Below are 18768 nucleotides of genomic sequence, written 5' to 3' on the forward strand. Positions count from 1 at the left end.
TTACTTATCCAACTGACCATCGTAATCAATATGGTCCAAATACAATCCTGCTGCAGGTGCCGTATAGCGCGCCTGTTCGCGATCTTTTGCCGCAATCAACTTTGGAATGGCATCGACGGGGCGACGCCCCGTTCCAATTTCGAGTAGAACACCGACCATAATTCGAATTTGATTATACAAGAAAGCATTGCCTTCGAAAGTAAAGACCAATTCCTGTTCGTTTTCTTTCACCTGCACCTCGGCGCGCGTAATCGTCCGGATGGTTGTCGCTGTCTGATTGCCAGAAGCAGCGAAGGTAGCAAAGTCTTGTTCACCAATCAAATCCGGCAAGGCTTTTTCAATCCGCTTTGGATCAAGTTTCCAGTGAAAATGGCCCGTATACCGCCGCTTGAAGGGGTCCACGTAATCCTGAGTGGACACCCGGTAATAATAGCGCTTGTTGTGGGATGAAAACCGGGCGTGAAAGTCGTCTTGTACCTGGCGGACTTCCTTAATCAGGATATCGCGGGGCAAAATGGTGTTCAATCCCTTTCGCACGCCTTCGCCGGGGATGTCAAAGGGCAAGTCAAAGTGGATGACCTGCCCGTTGGCATGAACGCCGGTGTCGGTGCGGGAAGCACCGACGACTTTAATGCGCTCGGCCGGATTCTTTCCCATTTGATTAACTGCTTTAATGAGCTCCCCTTGTACGGTTCGATGCCGTTCGACACCGTTTTTAGACTGCACTTGAAAGCCTAAAAAGTCTGACCCGTCGTAGGCAACCACTGCTCGATAGCGTGGCATAAGAAGCTCCTTTCCATTCTTATTTATGAAACAAAATTTAAGGCAATGAACCCAAAGGCAAAAACCAGTATGGCCCCGAATGCCCAGGCATCTGCTTTACTGTAAGACAATTCGCGATAACGAGTCCGTCCCTCGGCTGACTCGAAGCCACGGACTTCCATGGCGTTGGCGAGGTCCAGTGCGCGTTGCAAGGCCCCGACAAAGAGGGGAACCAGTAGTGGCACGACCGCCTTTGCGCGCTTAATCAGCGAGCCGGTTGATAGCGACATTCCTCGCGACTTTTGCGCCTTCATGATCTTATCGGTTTCGCCCATTAACAACGGAACAAAGCGCAGCGCAATGGATAGCATTAGCGCCAATTCGGCCACGGGCACCTTCACGACTTTGAGCGTTTTCAGGAGCGATTCAATGGCCGATGCAATGGCCGTCGGTGGTGTGGTAATCGTCAAGATGGTTGACATCAACACGATTAACACGAAGCGCACGACCACGTAAAAGGCATTAATCAAGCCCGGCAGTGTGACTTTAACGGGTCCGAAAGCGAAGAGAACCGGTGTTCCACCTGAAAACAGCAATTGGAGCACCACGGTGAAGAGAATCAACCAAAGAATTGGTTTAATCCCACGCCAATAAAGACCAAGTCCCTGCTTTGTCAGTACGAGGGCCATTAACAAAAAGGCCGCTGACCAGAGATAGGTAGGCCAACTGTTGGCAAAAACCAGTAAGAACACGTAGGCAATCGTCATCAAGATTTTGGTACGGGGATCGAGTTTATAGAGAATCCCAGAACCCGGAACGAATTGACCAATCACTAAGTTATTCATGATTTGCCTCCCCGTTTTCGCTAATGGTCGAGCCAATCGAGCGGATTTTTGTCGGGTCAAGTTGTTTCTTAATCGCCTTGGCTAGATCCGGAACCGTCTTGCAGAGACCATCAAAAACAAAGCCCTTCTCTTCCAATTGCTTTTGGAAGGCAATGGTTTCCGGCAGATCTAAGTGCTGCTCAGCAAACCAGGATTGAGGCCGTGAAAAAAGTTGGTCAACGGGTTCATCCGCCGCAATTTCACCATCTTTTAAAACCAGTACCCGATCTGCTAGGGCCAGCACCTGATCCATTTGGTGAGAAATTAAGACCACGGTCTTCCCCTCGTCACGCAATGATTTAAGCAGATTCAAGAGTTCCTCTTGTCCCTGTGGGTCTAATCCCGCCGCTGGTTCATCGAAAACCATGGTCTGTGGATTCATCGCCAATACACCGGCAAGTGCGACTCGTCGCATCTGACCACCAGATAAATTAAAAGGCGATTGCTCATAGAGCGTTGCATCAAAGCCGACTCGCTGTAAGGCTGTTTTTGCGGCTTTCTTCGCCTCTTCATCCGTTGCCCCAAAGTTTTTGGGGCCGTACATGACATCTTCTAACACCGTTGGTGCGAAGAGTTGTGATTCAGGAAACTGAAAGACCATTCCCACTTCCGCGCGGATGGGCGCCAGTTCCTTTTCCTTGGTCTTGTTCGTGACAACGTGGTCACCAATTTGTACCGTTCCCTTTGTTGGTTTGAGTAACGCGTTCAGTTGCTGGACCAGCGTGGACTTTCCAGAACCCGTTTGGCCGATAATAGCCGTAATCATGCCTTTTTGTATTGTAACGTTAATATTTTTGAGGACTGGTACGCTTTGCTTACCAGCACCATACGCAAAGTCTAAGCCTTCAATTTTGATAACCATGTGGCCAACTCCTGCTTCGTTCGGTAAACCGGCTGATCAATCGCGAGGTCTTTTTGTAAGGCCATCGCAAATGGCAGTGCCAGTCCTAGCGCTGCTAGTTCTTGCCCCTTCAAGAAAAGAGCCCGTGGCGCCTCGTTTTCAACCAAGCGACCATCATCAATTACGGCCACACGGTCAGCTAGGGCTGCTTCTTCCATATCATGGGTAATCATAATCAGCGTAAGCTTACTTTGATAACGCTCCTTGAGTTGCTTCAGCGTCTGCAACACCGCCTGTTTTCCCTCGGGATCGAGCATCGCCGTCGCTTCGTCCAAAATAATTACCTTTGGTTGAAGGGCCAGAATTGACGCCAGCGCTACCCGTTGTTTTTGTCCTCCCGAAAGAGTGTGGGGTTCCCGATCAGCATAAGCCGCCATCCCCACTTGTTTAAGGGCAGCCTCAATCATGGCCGGCATCTCTTCGGAGGGTACCCGCCGATTCTCTAAACCAAAGGCCACATCGTCGGCCACCGTGGCGCCAACGAACTGATTGTCTGGATTTTGAAAAACCATGCCAACTTGCGAACGAATAGCGGCTAAAGTCTCTAGCTGTAACTTTTGACCAAAGACCCTAATTTCACCTTCATCAAAGTCAAGCAAACCCAAGATGAGCTTAGCAAGCGTTGATTTACCGGAACCATTGTGCCCAACAATTGACAGCCATTCCCCCTCTTGAATTGAGAGCGCAAAGTTGTCGAAAAGATGCCCTTGTTCGGGGTAAGAATAGGTTAGATTTTTGATTGTGATTGCATCTGTCATTATCTGCTATTTTACCATATCAGAAGCCCCCCGGAAGACTTTCAAAAAGTGAATCAAAAAAGCAGCTGAAAGTTTTCTTTCAACTGCTTTTTCCGGATGTTCATCCGATTTTTTACTTGTCATGGCGCTTCTTCGCTAAGAAGAAGGTCGTGAGACTAGCTGCAAGGGCTAGGCCAACGGTTTGCTGTGTGGCATTCCGTTTTACCCGGCTAGCGGTCTTTGGCAGACCACCGTCCTTCACAACCGGACGTTCCTCCACCTTTGGAGCAACAGCTGTTGCCCTTGGCTTCTGAACACCCTTTTGGTAACAAGCCTCAATGGCTTCTTTACCAGTAGTCAACGCCTTTTCAAGTGAATCAGAATCGCTAGCGTTTTCGATTGCCTGCTTCATTTGTTGAAGCACGGCGTTCAAATGAGCGAGCTGTTCCTGCTTTTCAGCGTTCGTCAGGTTTGAATCTTGTTCAATTTCAGCCTTAACACGGTCAGCATCTTGATTCAATGCGTTTTCAGCATCATGTTTCTGCTGACTCAGTGGTGTTGCTGATTGATGAACCTGCTCGATGGCCTTAACACCAGCTTGTGTTGCCTGGTTCAAGTCATCCAAATCAGTCGCACCATCGATTGCACTCTTGGCAGCAGCCGCCGCTTCATCGACCTGCGCATCCTGAGCATTCTTCTGCTTCGTCGACAAGGAAGCATCGTTTTTAATATCAGACTTTTCCTGATCAGATGCATGGTTAATCGTTGCATCTGCAGCATTCTTAGCATCATTTAGTCCGGCAATTAATTGTTCACCAGCCTTGGCGCTTTTGTCTGAATCATCAGCATTCTGACCATTATCAACCGCAGCCTTCGCCTTGGCCGCTGCTTGATCGATGGCCGCCTTCCGCTTGTTCTTATCATCTGGCGTTAATGAACCATCGTCATCAACGACCTGCTTAGCCTTGGCCGCCGCATTGTCAATGTTTTTCTTGTTTTGATTCTTAACATCGTCAAGCGAGCCCGGCTGGTAGTCAGTGTCAATCTTTTGGATACCAGCCGCCGTGGCCGCATTGATAGCGTCCGAATCGGCAGCCTTGTCAATGTTGTCATTGGCTGCCTGGCGGTCAGCCTCAACCTTAGCCAATTGGGCGTTCTTTTCGTCCGTCGTTAAGGTCGTATCGGCCTTGATGGCATCCGATACCTTCTTGGCTTCGGCATCCACGTTGCCCTTTTGGGTTGTCTTTTGACCATTGGTCGAAATACCAGGCTTGTGGTCAGCATCAATCTTAGCAACGCCGGTTGAAGTAGCAGAATTAATATCATCGGCATCAGCTGCCTTATCAATATTGTCATCGGCTGCCTTTCGGTCAGCCTCAACCTTAGCCAGCTGAGCATTCTTTTCGTCCGTCGTCAAAGTCGTATCGGCCTTGATAGCAGCAGATACCTTCTTGGCTTCGGCATCGACATTACCCTTTTGAGTTGTCTTCTGATTGTCAGTCGGCGTTCCGGCAACGTGATCAGCGTCAATCTTTTTGATACCAGCCGCCGTGGCCGCATTAATAGCATCCGAATCGGTGGCCTTGTCGATGTTGTCATTGGCTGCCTGGCGATCAGTTTCAACCTTAGCCAACTGGGCGTTCTTTTCGTCCGTTGTCAAAGTCGTATCGGCCTTGATAGCAGCAGATACCTTCTTGGCTTCGGCATCGACATTACCCTTCTGGGTTGTCTTTTGGTTAACCGTTGGCGTTCCTGGAACGTGGTCGGCATCAATCTTTTGGATACCAGCCGCCGTGGCCGCATTGATGGCATCCGAATCAGCAGCCTTGTCGATGTTGTCATTGGCTGCTTGGCGATCAGTTTCAACTTTGGCCAATTGGGCGTTCTTTTCGTCCGTCGTCAAAGTCGTATCGGCCTTGATAGCGTCCGATACCTTCTTGGCTTCGGCATCGACATTACCCTTTTGAGTTGTCTTCTGATTGTCAGTCGGCGTTCCGGCAACATGGTCGGCATCAATCTTTTGGATTCCAGCTGTTGTTGCAGCATTGATGGTATCCGCATCCACCGCCTTATCAATGTTGTCATCGGCACTCTTGCGGTCGTTTTCAACCGCTGCCAACTGGGTGGCCTTTTCGGTCGTTGTCAACGTCGTATCAGCCTTAATGGCAGCGGACACCTTCTTCGCTTCGGCATCGACGTTACCCTTCTGGGTTGTCTTTTGTTCGCCTGTTGGTGTACCTGGGACGTGATCGGCGTCAATCTTTTGAATTCCAGCCTTCGTTGCTGCGTTAATCGAATCAGCATCCGTGGCAGTCTCAATATTGTCATCCGCCGCTTTTCGGTCAGCTTCAACCGCTGCTAGCTGTTGCGACTTTTCATTAGCCGTCAACGTCGTATCAGCCTTGATGGCAGCGGACACCTTCTTGGCTTCGGCATCGACATTGCCCTTCTGGGTCGTCTTTTGCCCGTCCTTTGGTGTGCCTGGGACGTGGTCGGCGTCAATCTTTTGAATTCCAGCCGTCGTGGCCGCATTGATAGCATCCGAATCGACAGCCTTATCAATGTTATCATCGGCACTCTTACGGTCGTTTTCAACCGCTGCCAACTGGGCGTTCTTTTCGTCTGCCGTCAAAGTCGTATCAGCTTTGATAGCAGCGGACACCTTCTTGGCTTCGGCATCAACGTTACCCTTTTGAGTCGTCTTTTGACCGTCCGTCGATGTTCCCGGCTTATGGTCGGCATCAATCTTGGCGATACCAGTTGCCGTGGCTGCATTGATGGCATCCGCATCTGAAGCGTTGTCGATATTTTCATCGGCACTCTTGCGGTCATTTTCAACCGCGGCCAACTGGGCGTTCTTTTCGTCCGTCGTCAAAGTCGTATCGGCCTTAATGGCGTCCGATACCTTCTTGGCTTCGGCATCGACGTTACCCTTTTGAGTCGTCTTTTGACCGTCCGTCGATGTTCCCGGCTTATGGTCGGCATCAATCTTGGCGATACCAGTTGCCGTGGCTACATTAATGCCATCGGCGTCTGAAGCGTTATCGATATTTTCATCGGCACTCTTGCGATCATTTTCAACCGCGGCCAACTGACTATTCTTTTCGTCCGTCGTCAACGTCGTATCGACCTTGATGGCTTCGGAAACCTTCTTGGCTTCGGCATCGACATTACCCTTCTGGGTTGTCTTTTGACCGTCAGTCGAGATACCCGGCTTGTGGTCAGCGTCAATTTTGGCGATGCCAGTTGCCGTGGCTACATTAATGCCATCGGCGTCTGAAGCGTTGTCGATATTGTCATCGGCACTCTTACGGTCGTTTTCAACCGCTGCCAACTGGGCGTTCTTTTCGTCTGCCGTCAACGTCGTATCGGCCTTGATAGCAGCAGACACCTTCTTGGCTTCGGCATCGACCTTACCCTTTTGGGCCGTCTTTTGACCATCGGTCGAAATACCCGGCTTGTGGTCGGCATCAATCGCGCTCTTTCCAGCAGCCACTGCTTGATTAACGGCATCGGCATCCGCCGCATTATCAATGTTTTGATTTGCTTTAACACGATCGGATTCAACCTCCGCTAACTGAGCATTCTTTTCATCAGTCGTTAGCGTATTGTCCGCCTTAATGGCGTCCGACACCCTCTTGGCCTCATCATCGACGTTACTCTTTTGGTCTTTCTTGTAATCATCGGTTGGTGTACCAGGAACGTGGTCGGCATCGATTGCGACCTTTCCGTTTGCTTCTGCTGCATTGATTGCATCAGCATCTGCGGCGTTATCAATGTTTTGGTTCGCCTTAATACGGTCTGCCTCGACTTTTTCCAACTGGGCGTTCTTTTCGTCTGTCGTCAAAGTCGTATCGGACTTAATGGCGTCCGATACCTTCTTGGCTTCGGCATCAACGTTACCCTTTTGAGTCGTCTTCTGACCATCCGTCGAGGTTCCCGGCTTGTGGTCGGCATCAATCTTGGCGATGCCAGTTGCCGTGGCTGCATTGATAGCATCCGCATCTGAAGCGTTGTCGATATTGTCATCGGCACTCTTGCGGTCGTTTTCAACCGCGGCCAACTGGACGTTCTTTTCGTCCGTCGTCAAAGTCGTGTCGGCCTTGATGGCAGCAGACACCTTCTTGGCTTCAGCATCCACGTTACCCTTTTGGGCTGTCTTTTGACTGTCGGTTGGTGTTCCCGGCTTGTGGTCGGCGTCAATCTTAGCGATGCCAGTTGACGTGGCTGCATTGATAGTATCGGCATCAGCTGCCTTATCAATGTTGTCATCAGCCGTCTTGCGGTCGTTTTCAACCGCGGCCAACTGGGCGTTCTTTTCGTCCGTCGTCAAAGTCGTGTCGGCTTTGATGGCAGCAGACACCTTCTTGGCTTCAGCATCAACATTTCCCTTTTGGGTCGTCTTTTGACCGTCGGTTGACGTGCCTGGTTTGTGATCAGCGTCAATCTTTTGGATACCAGTTGATTCAGCGTTGTTGATGATATCGGCATCCGTGGCAGCATCGATTGCCTGATCAGCTGATTCCTTGTCAGAAGTGACTTGGTCAGTCTGTTGCTGCTTTTCAGCCGCTGTCAAAGTCGTATCCGCCTTGATAGCCGCAATGACTCTGTTAGCTTCCGCATCAACGTTGTCCTTTGCCTGTTGCTTTTGAGTAGCGACGGGTGTACCCGGAACATGATCAGCATCCATCTTTTGAATACCGGTTGCTTTGGCACTATTCACACCATCAGCATCTGAAGCATTGTCAATGGCCTCGTTTGCTGATTTTTGATCAGCTTTGACATTCTCAACCTGCTTCGACTTTTGTTCTGCCGTCAAACTGTTGTCGGCGTTAATCGAGGCAATGACCTTTGTTGCTTCGTCATTGACATCGCCCTTGGCCGCCTTCTTTTGGTCAGCCAACGCCTGACCGGGATGGTAGTCCCCATCAATCGTCGTCTTACCAGCCGTCATCGCAGCGGTAACGCCATCCCCATCCGTGGCTTCATCAATCTTTTTGTTAGCAGCTTCGAGGTCTGCATTCACCTGGCTGATTTGGGCGTTTTTGTCATTCGTCGTCAAAGTCGGATCGGACTTGATTTCGTCAATCACACGAGTAGCTTCGGCGGATAAGTTCGCTTTTTGATCCTTCTTTTGATCAGGCAAAGCCTTACCAGACTTATGGTCCGAATCAATGGCGTGAATACCATTAGCATAAGCAGTATTCACCCCGTCCGCATTCGTTGCTTGCGAAATCGCATTATCGGCAGTCGTCTTGTCCTGGTTAACCTGGGCAATTTGAGCGGCCTTTTGCTCAGAAAGCAATGAGTTATCCCCATTAATTTCGTTAATGACCTTTTGGGCTTCCGCATCGACTTTGTCCTTAGCATCTTGCTTTTGGGTAGCCAGTGGTGTGCCAGGTTGGTGCTCACTATCAATCTTTGCTTTGCCAGAATTAAAGTTAGCATTCACTTCATCGGCATCGTTCGATTGTTCAATGGCAGTATCCGCAGCGGTCAAATCAGCATTAACCTTATTAACCTGTGATTGCTGGTTTTCGCCAGTCAATGAATTGTCACTCTTAATGGCCGCAATAACCTTTTGCGCCTCTTGTTCGAGGTTCGTCTTTTGTGTCTGCTTTTGTTGCGCAAGACTCGTACCAGCAACGTGATCAGCATCAATCTTTTGAAGACCCTGGTCGCGGGCAGAGTTAATGTCGTCAGCCTGCGTTGCTGCATCGATGGCATTGTCTGCCGCCGTCTTGTCAGCATTCACCTTGTCAATCTGTGTTTGCTTTTCCTGAGTAGTGAGTGTGTTATCGGCCTTGATGGCGTTAACGACTTTTTCTGCCTCCGCATCAACACGGTCTTTAGCATTCTGCTTTTGTGTCGCAACTGGCGTACCTGTCTGATAGTCCGCATCAATCTTTTGAAGACCCGCCGTTTTGGCACTGACAATTTCATCAGCATTCTTGGCTTGATCAATCTTTTGGTCGGCAGCACTTTGATCCGTTGTCACGGCATCCTTTTGCGCCTTCTTTTCAGCAGCTGTCAGGGAGTTATCGCTATTGATGGCATCAATTTTTCGCTCTGCTTCGGCATCAACAGCACTCTTGGCGCTGCTCTTCTGATTAAGCAGTGAGTCACCCGGAACATGGTCACCATCAATGGCTTGCATGCCGTTATCAAAGGCAGAGTCGATGGCATCTTGGTTGGCCGCACGATCAATGTTGCCTTCACCAGTGGCCAAATCGGCCTTCACCTTATTGACCTGTTGCGTTTTAGCATCAGACGTTAGCGTCGTATCGCTGTTAATGGCGTTGATAACAGTGGTTGCTTCTGTTTCAAGCGACTGCTTTTGCGCAGCCTTTGAATCAGTTAACGGTTGGCCACTTACGTGATCAGCATCAATTTTTTGAATGCCGTTGTCACGAGCAGAGTTAATATCATCCGCATTGGCTGCTTGATCAATGGCGTTGTCCGCAGCCGTTTGATCGGCCGTAACGTTTGCGACCTGTTTCGACTTTACTAAAGTCGTCAAGGTATTGTCAGCATTAATGGCGTCAATGACTTTAGCCGCTTCGGCATCCACATTGTCCTTAGCATCTTGCTTTTGGGTAGCCAGTGGTGTGCCCGGTTGATACTCAGTATCAATAAATTGAACGCCACTATTACGTTGGTTGTTAACACCATCGGCATCAGTCGACTGATCAATGGCATTATCGGCAGCCGTTTGGTCCGATTGAACAGAAGCAATCTGTTGATTCTTTTTACCGGTCGTTAAGGTATTGTCAGCCTTAATCTTGTTGATTTCCTTTGTTGCTTCCGCATCAACCACTTGCTTAGCAGCTACTTTTTGAGCAACTAGGGCGGTACCCGTTTGATAATCAGCCGTCATCTTTGAAAGACCAGAGTCTCGACCGCTATTGATTCCATCCGCATTCGTTGCCTGGGCAATGGCCGTGTCGGCAACTTGCTGGTCAGCTTCGACTTTGGCAACCTGTTCGTTCTTCTGCACACCGGTCAACGTATTATCATTTTTAATACTATTTGTCAGCGATTGTGCTTTATCGTCAACAATTTGCTTTGCTTTTTGGCGTTGAGTCTCAAGGTCCACGCCTGCTTTGTGCTCGGCATCAATGGTCGTCAAACCATTATCACGACTTTGATTGATATCATCCGCATTTGTAGCGCCATCAATCTTGTTATCAGCGTTTTGCTGATCAGCCTTCACCTGGTTAACCTGTGCTTCCTTCTCATCGGAAGTCAGCGTGTTATCAGCATTGATGGTGTTAATGACTTTTTCAGCCTCAGTAGCAACGGTGTCTTTAGCAGCTTGACGCTGGCTATCCAGTGAAGCACCAGGAACGTGATCATTATCAATCGTTGCCTTTCCATCCGTGAAGGCTTCCGAGACGACATCCTGATCAGTTGCTTGATTAATCTTTCCCTGTGCCGTCGTCAAATCAGCATTAACCTGCCCAATTTGCTTCGTCTTCGCATCGGAAGTCAGCGTGTTGTCAGCATTAATAGCATCAATAATTCGTTGCGCTTCAGAAGCCAAATTACTGTTTTGCGTTTTCTTCTGATCAGGTAGGGGTTGTCCAGGTGTGTAATCAGAATCGATAGCGGCTTTTCCATCAGCGTAAGCACTGTTAATGCCGTCAGCATCAGAAGCATTATCGATGTTGTCATCAGCCTTTTGCTTATCAGCATTTACCTTGGCAATCTGACTTTGCTTAGAGTGGCTTGACAGCGTGACATCAGCGTTAATTTTTTGAATCAACGACTGAGCCTCATTATCAAGGTCATTCTTTTTATTCTGTTTTTGCGTCTCAACTGGCGTACCCGGGGTATGGTCGGCATCAATCGTGGCCTTCCCCGAATCAAAGTCACTATTAATGGTGTCTGCCGTACTATCTTGATCAATCTTGTTATCAGCAGATTGCCAATCAGCCTTCACGCGGTTAACTTGATCCGTCTTTTCTGCTCCCGTTAAGGAAGTGTCGGCGTTAATGGCGTTGATCACCGTTTGCGCTTCAATCGCCAAGTCTTGCTTAGCCTTGCTCTGCTGGTCTGAAATACTTCTGCCAGAAACATGGTCAGCATCAATTGTTTCAATGCCTATCTTTTCAGCGCTGTTAATGCCATCGGCGTCTTGGGCTGCATCAATGTTGTGATCCGCAGTCGTTTGATGAGCCTTTACATTATCAACCTGTGCCGACTTGGCTGAACTAGTCAGCGTGTTATCAGCATTAATGGCATTGATTACCTTCTGCGCCTCAGCATCAACATTGCCCTTCGCCGTGTTCTGTTGCTCATTCACGGCTGTGCCCGGCTTGTGGTCGGCGTCAATTTTGGCGATGCCAGCTGAAGTGGCGGCGTTAATACCGTCGGCGTCTGATGCGTTGTCGATGTTCTCATCGGCTGACTTGCGGTCTGCTTCGACCGCTGCGGTTTGCGTTGCCTTTTCATTCGTCGTTAACGTCGTGTCGGCGTTGATGGCAGCGGAAACCTTCTTGGCTTCCGCATCAACGTTACCCTTCTGGGTGGTCTTTTGATCATCCGTCGGGGTTCCCGGCTTGTGGTCGGCGTCAATCTTAGCGATACCAGTTGAAGTGGCGGCGTTGATAGCGTCGGCGTCTGCAGCATTGTCGATGTTTTCATCGGCTGCCTTGCGGTCAGCTTCGACCGCTGCGGTCTGCGTTGACTTTTCGTCCGTCGTTAACGTCGTGTCAGCATTAATTGCGTTGGTTACCTTCTTGGCTTCCGCATCGACGTTGGCCTTTTGTGCCGTCTTCTGGTCGTCGGTTGACGTTCCCGGCTTGTGGTCGGCGTCAATCTTTTGGATACCAGCCGTTGTCGCTGCGTTGATAGCGTCGGCGTCTACAGCGTTATCGATGTTTCCATCAGCTGCCTTGCGGTCGCTTTCAACGGCCGCCGTCTGCGTTGCCTTCTCATCAGTCGTCAACGTGGTGTCAGCATTAATTGCGTTGGTTACCTTCTTCGCTTCGGCATCGACGTTGGCCTTTTGTGCCGTCTTCTGATCGTCGGTTGACTTACCCGACTTGTGGTCAGCGTCAATTTTAGCGATGCCAGCTGAAGCGGTGGCGTTAATACCATCGGCGTCTGCAGCGTTATCGATGTTCTCATCGGCTGCCTTGCGGTCGTTTTCAACGGCCGCCGTCTGCGTTGCCTTCTCATCAGTCGTCAACGTGGTGTCAGCATTAATTGCATTGGTTACCTTCTTGGCTTCCGCATCAACATTAGCCTTCTGATTTGTCTTTTGGTCATCAGTTGACTTGCCCGGCTTGTGGTCGGCGTCAATCTTTGTGATACCAGCTGAAGCGGCTACGTTGATACCATCAGCGTCTGCAGCGTTATCGATGTTCTCGTCTGCTGCCTTGCGGTCTGCTTCGACCGCTGCGGTTTGCGTTGCCTTTTCACCTGATGTCAACGTGGTGTCAGCATTGATAGCGTTGGTTACCTTCTTGGCTTCCGCATCAACGTTAGCCTTTTGAGCTATCTTCTGATCATCGGTTGACGTACCTGGCTTGTGGTCGGCGTCAATCTTTGTGATACCAGTCGTTGTGGCCGCATTGATTCCATCAGCGTCTGCAGCGTTATCGATGTTCTCGTCTGCTGCCTTGCGGTCTGCTTCGACCGCTGCGGTTTGCGTTGCCTTTTCACCTGATGTCAACGTGGTGTCAGCATTGATAGCGTTGGTTACCTTCTTGGCTTCCGCATCAACGTTAGCCTTTTGAGCTATCTTCTGATCATCGGTTGACGTACCTGGCTTGTGGTCGGCGTCAATCTTTGTGATACCAGTCGTTGTGGCCGCATTGATTCCATCGGCGTCTGAAGCGTTGTCGATGTTTTCATCGGCTGCCTTGCGGTCTGCTTCGACCGCTGCGGTTTGCGTTGACTTTTCTTCCGTCGTCAACGTGGCGTCAGCATTGATAGCGTTGGTTACCTTCTTGGCTTCCGCATCAACGTTAGCCTTTTGAGCTATCTTCTGATCATCGGTTGACGTACCTGGCTTGTGGTCGGCGTCAATCTTTGTGATACCAGTCGTTGTGGCCGCATTGATTCCATCGGCATCTGAAGCGTTGTCGATGTTTTCATCGGCTGCCTTGCGGTCCGCTTCAACCGCTTCTGACTGCGCATTCTTTTCGTCAGTTGTCAGTGTGTTGTCAGCCTTGATGGCTGCGTCAACCTTCTTGGCTTCTGCGTCAACGTTGGCCTTTTGTGCCGTCTTCTGGTCGTCCGTTGACTTGCCCGGCTTGTGGTCGGCGTCAATCTTTTGGATGCCAGCTGAAGCGGCTGCGTTAATACCATCAGCGTCTGAAGAGTGGTCGATGTTCTGGTCAGCTTGTGTCTGATCAGCTTGAACCTGACCAACTTGGCTGTTTTTCTCCTCGTTTGTCAGAGTCGTATCAGCCTTAATCGCTTTAATGACTTTTTCAGCTTCCGCATCAACGTTAGCCTTTTGAGCTGTCTTCTGATCATCCGTTGATGTACCTGGTTTGTGATCGGCGTCAATCTTTTGGATGCCAGCTGAAGCGGCTGCGTTGATAGCGTCAGCATCTGCAGCATTGTCGATGTTCTCATCGGCTGCCTTGCGGTCTGCTTCGACCGCTGCGGTTTGCGTTGCCTTTTCGCCAGTCGTTAACGTGTTATCGGATGTGATAGCAGCGGATACTTTCTTGGCTTCCGCATCGACGTTAGCCTTCTGATCCGTCTTCTGGTCGTCCGTTGACTTACCCGGTTTGTGGTCGGCGTCAATCTTTTGGATGCCAGCCGAAGCGGCTGCGTTGATACCATCGGCATCTGTAGCGTTATCGATATTTTCATCGGCCGCCTTGTGGTCTGCTTCGACGGCTGCTGTCTGCGTTTTCTTTTCGTCCGTCGTCAACGTGGTGTCAGCATTGATGGCAGCTGATACCTTCTTGGCTTCGGCATCAACGTTGGACTTATGGGCTGTCTTCTGATCGTCGGTTGACTTACCAGATTGGTGGTCGGCGTCAATCTTTTGGATACCAGCTGAAGCAGCAGCGTTAATTCCATCAGCATCCGCAGCGTTATCGATGTTCTCATCGGCCGCTTTGCGATCAGCTTCAACTGTCTCCGACTGCGCCTTCTTTTCATCGGTCGTCAACGTGTTGTCAGCATTGATGGCAGCGTCCACCTTCTTGGCTTCCGCATCAACGTTGGCCTTTTGAGCTTTCTTCTGGTCATCGGTTGACGTACCTGGCTTGTGATCGGCGTCAATCTTTTGAATACCGTCTGAAGCAGCGGAGTTAATCCCGTCGGCGTCTGAAGCGTTGTCGATGTTCTCATCGGCTGCCTTGCGGTCTGCTTCAACCGCTGCCGACTGCACATTCTTTTCGTTAGTCGTCAATGTGTTGTCAGCCTGAATGGCAGCATCCACCTTCTTGGCTTCGGCATCGACATTGGCCTTCTGGGTCGTCTTTTGATCATCCGTCGCCTTACCCGAAACGTGGTCGGCATCAATTTTTTGGATACCAGCTAAAGCGGCTGCGTTAATCCCATCGGCATCTGAGGCGTCATCAATCTTTTGATCAGCCTGTGTTTGATCTGTTTGAACACGTCCAACCTGACTGTTCTTTTCATCAGTTGTTAAAGTCGTATCAGCTTTAATCGCCTTAATGACTTTTTCAGCTTCCGCATCAACATTAGCCTTTTGGGTCGTCTTTTGAACATCGGTTGACGTTCCCGGCTTGTGGTCAGCATCGATTTTGGTGATGCCAGCTGAAGCGGCTGAGTTAATGCCGTCGGCATTTGAAGCGTTATCAATGTTGTTATCAGCTGTCTGGCGGTCAGTTTCAACTGCTGCCAACTGGGCATTCTTCTCATCCGTCGTCAACGTGTTGTCGGCCTTGATAGCAGTGGATACTTTTTGGGCCTCAGCATCAACGTTGCCCTTCTGGGTCGTTTTCTGATCGTCGGTTGACGTTCCAGGTTTGTGGTCGGCATCGATTTTGGTGATGCCAGCTGAAGCCGCCGAATTAATCGCGTCGGCATTGGAAGCATTGTCGATATTTTTATCCGCTGTCTGACGGTCGGTTTCAACTGCTGCCAACTGCACATTCTTCTCATCAGTCGTCAACGTGTTATCGGCCTTGATAGCAGTGGATACCTTTTGGGCCTCAGCATCAACGTTGGCCTTTTGAGTCGTCTTCTGGTCATCGGTTGACTTGCCAGGCTTGTGATCGGCATCGATTTTGGTGATACCAGCTGAGGCAGCGGAGTTAATCCCGTCAGCATTTGAAGCATTATCAATGTTTTGATTAGCTGATTTGCGATCAGCTTCAACTGCTGCCAACTGGGCATTCTTCTCATCAGTCGTCAACGTGTTGTCGGCATTGATAGCAGTGGAGATCTTCTTGGCCTCTGCATCGACGTTGGCCTTTTGAGCCGTCTTCTGATCATCGGTTGACTTACCAGGCTTGTGGTCAGCGTCAATCTTTTGAATACCGTCTGAAGTGGCGGAGTTAATACCATCGGCATTTGAAGCATTGTCAATGTTTGCATCGGCTGTCTTACGGTCAGCTTCGACCGCTGCCAACTGCACATTCTTCTCATCAGTCGTCAACGTGTTATCGGCATTGATAGCAGTGGAGACCTTTTGGGCCTCAGCATCAACATTGGCCTTTTGAGTCGTCTTCTGGTCATCGGTTGACTTGCCAGGCTTGTGATCAGCATCGATTTTGGTGATGCCAGCTGAGGCGGCAGAGTTAATCCCGTCGGCATTTGAAGCATTATCAATGTTTTGGTCAGCTGATTTGCGATCAGCTTCAACTGCTGCCAACTGGGCGTTCTTCTCATCAGTCGTCAACGTGTTGTCAGCATTGATAGCAGTGGAGACCTTCTTGGCCTCAGCATCAACGTTGCCCTTTTGGGTCGTCTTCTGATCGTCCGTTGACTTGCCAGGTTGCTGATCGGCATCGATTTTGGTGATGCCAGCTGAGGCGGCGGCGTTAATACCATCGGCGTCTGAAGCGTTGTCGATGTTTTCATCGGCTGCCTTACGGTCAGCTTCGACCGCTGCCGTTTGAGCATTCTTTTCATCGGTCGTCAGTGTGTTGTCGGCATTAATAGCATTGGAAACCTTCTGGGCTTCCGCATCAACATTGGCCTTTTGGGTCGTCTTCTGAACATCGGTTGACTTGCCAGGCTTGTGGTCAGCATCAATTGTGGCGATACCAGCTGAGGCGGCAGAGTTAATCCCATCGGCGTCTGAAGCGTTATCAATATTTGCATCAGCTGATTTGCGATCAGCTTCAACTGCTGCCAACTGGGCATTCTTCTCATCAATCGTCAACGTGTTGTCGGCATTGACAGCAGTGGATACCTTCTTGGCTTCCGCATCAACGTTGGCCTTTTGAGCCGTCTTCTGCTCATCCGTTGACTTGCCAGACTGATGGTCGGCATCAATGGCCGCAATCCCGTTATCACGGGCAGTGTTCACACCATCAGCATTCGTTGCGTTATCAATGTTTTGATCAGCCTTTTGCCGGTCCGACTCAACTGCTGCCGTTTGAGCATCCTTTTCGTCAGTCGTTAACGTGCTGTCGGCCTTGATAGCAGCTTTAACCGTTGTTGCTTCCGCATCGACTTTGCCCTTTGCATTGGTCTTTTGATCGGAAAGTGCGGTACCAGGCTGGTACATTTCCTTAATGGCGTTCTTACCATCATCACGATACTTATTAACCATATCAGCGTTGGCTGCATCCGCAATTTGTTTCTGTATGTTCACAACCGCTTGGTCAACGTTTCTGGTTTGCTGGTTCTTTTCAGCAGTTGTTAATGTATTATCAGCGGCAATTTGCTGCTTGATTTGGTCAGCATAGTCTGAGACGGACTGCTTAGCCGTCGTCTTTTGTACGTCTAAATCAGTCCCGTGCACCTGTTCGTTGGTGATTGTCGTCTCAGCAGCGTTTAACGCGTCCACAACCTGTTGTGCTTTGGTAGCGGAGGCAATCGTTGCTTCAGCTGAACTAACCGCTGATTCGATGGCAGCTTTGCGCTGTGTCTTTTCGCTGGACGTGAGTGTGACATCCCCATCAATTTCATTTTCAGCATTTGTTTTATCGGTTTCGAGCTGAGACTTTGCTGCGGCTTGACGAGCTGCCAAAGTCATCGCTGCTTGATTGGCATTTTCGATAATGGCGTTTTGCGTACTATCATCGCGTGAGCTGTTCACGTGGTCGGCATCCGTAGCATTATCGATGTTATTATCCATCGTTGTCTGCGCATCCGTTACCTTTTTGATGGCAGCAGTTTGCTCGGCATCAGTCATGTCGTTATTCGCTTTAATGGCGGTAACTTGAGCATTGGCCTTGTTATCGACAACTTTCTTAGCGGCGGTTTTTTGGTCTGCTAAGGGTGTTCCCTGAGTATGGGCCGCGTCAATCTTTGGAATATAAGACTGTTCGATGGAATCAATCGTTGCTGTGTCGACTTCGTAATCCATCTTTGCCTTTGCTTCAGTAAGCATTGGCGGAATTAAGGCCTTTTGGTTCGTTTTTTCTGTACTTGTTAAAGTCGGATCAGCATCAATGGCGTTATCAATCTTGGTCTGTTCCGCCTTCAAGAGGTCCATCATCTTGTCGGTTTCGGTCTCAGCAGCTTTAACCTTTGCGGTCGCAGTGGCAATATCGCCGTTCAAAGAATCATTTGTTTGCGTTTGGACCTTGGCAGCCATTAAAGCGTTGTGCTTATCCCCATCACTGCCGCCAACCCCGTTGTTAGCTGTAAATTGCAGTCCAATCTGGTTATAGCTGGAATCCAAATCTGTCGTCTTAATGTACGCCCACACACCTTCTTTAGGGTATTGGTACTGGAAAGTCTTAGCCGAACCGTTACTTGCATAACCATAAAACGAATTTCGCGTCCCAATCGACTGACCGGCCAACTGTGTTGTTCCAATGGCAATGGTGATGTAGGGATTCCCATTTGCATCAGCACGTGCATAGGCACCCACAATAGCAAAGTTAACGTGCTGATCATTTCCCTTTGAATTTTTAACGAATGAATCAATCGGACCGATGTTCACCCATTTACCCACAGTGGCTTCACGCTTATTGGTAAAGGTAATTTGACTTGGATCAGAATATACAGGATAGCCGTTGTTCGTAAAAGCCTGGGGCTTTGTGACATCCGTATCATCAGCCGAAACAGAATGCCAACCAATCGTATCCATTACAGAATTTAACGGAAATAAATGGCCAAAATCAGAATTTGACGCAACTGAAGCCCCGACTCCGGTCAATGAAAAAGCAGCAACCGCCGCGTAAATCCAACGCTTGCCCGCCTTATACATCTTGTAATGTTCTTTTTTAATATATTCTTTATTCATAAAAAGTTCCCTCCGGAAATTTCCTAATAATCGAGACTTTTTCTCACCTTTCATTATACGCCTTTTTAGAGAAAACAAAAAGACGGCCACCCCGTCAAACACCTGTTATAAAGGCAAATCAAC

General features: G+C 49.5%; 5 protein-coding genes. All 5 read right to left on the bottom strand.

Translation table 11 applies throughout. From position 1 onward, the window contains the following. Positions 1-783, bottom strand: coding sequence for a tRNA pseudouridine(38-40) synthase TruA (gene truA, locus ACSYSL_RS04280; protein WP_491708448.1), 783 nt, complete (start codon positions 781-783; stop codon positions 1-3). A 23-nt stretch (positions 784-806) separates the two neighbouring features. Further along, complete coding sequence (locus tag ACSYSL_RS04285) at positions 807-1607, bottom strand: energy-coupling factor transporter transmembrane component T family protein (protein ID WP_491708449.1); 801 nt, start codon at positions 1605-1607, stop codon at positions 807-809. Further along, complete coding sequence (locus ACSYSL_RS04290; protein WP_491708450.1) at positions 1600-2508, bottom strand: energy-coupling factor transporter ATPase; 909 nt, start codon at positions 2506-2508, stop codon at positions 1600-1602. Before ACSYSL_RS04290 ends, ACSYSL_RS04285 begins: the two co-directional genes overlap by 8 nt. Continuing rightward, positions 2484-3305 (bottom strand): energy-coupling factor transporter ATPase, encoded by an 822-nt coding sequence (locus tag ACSYSL_RS04295; RefSeq protein ID WP_491708451.1) that lies wholly within the window; start codon positions 3303-3305, stop codon positions 2484-2486. Before ACSYSL_RS04295 ends, ACSYSL_RS04290 begins: the two co-directional genes overlap by 25 nt. 112 nt (positions 3306-3417) lie before the next feature. Further along, positions 3418-18645: a DUF1542 domain-containing protein gene (locus ACSYSL_RS04300; protein ID WP_491708452.1), complete on the bottom strand. Its 15228-nt coding sequence runs from the start codon at positions 18643-18645 to the stop codon at positions 3418-3420. Positions 18646-18768: the final 123 nt, after the last annotated feature.

The sequence above is a fragment of the Fructobacillus sp. ESL1129 genome, from assembly GCF_058507945.1.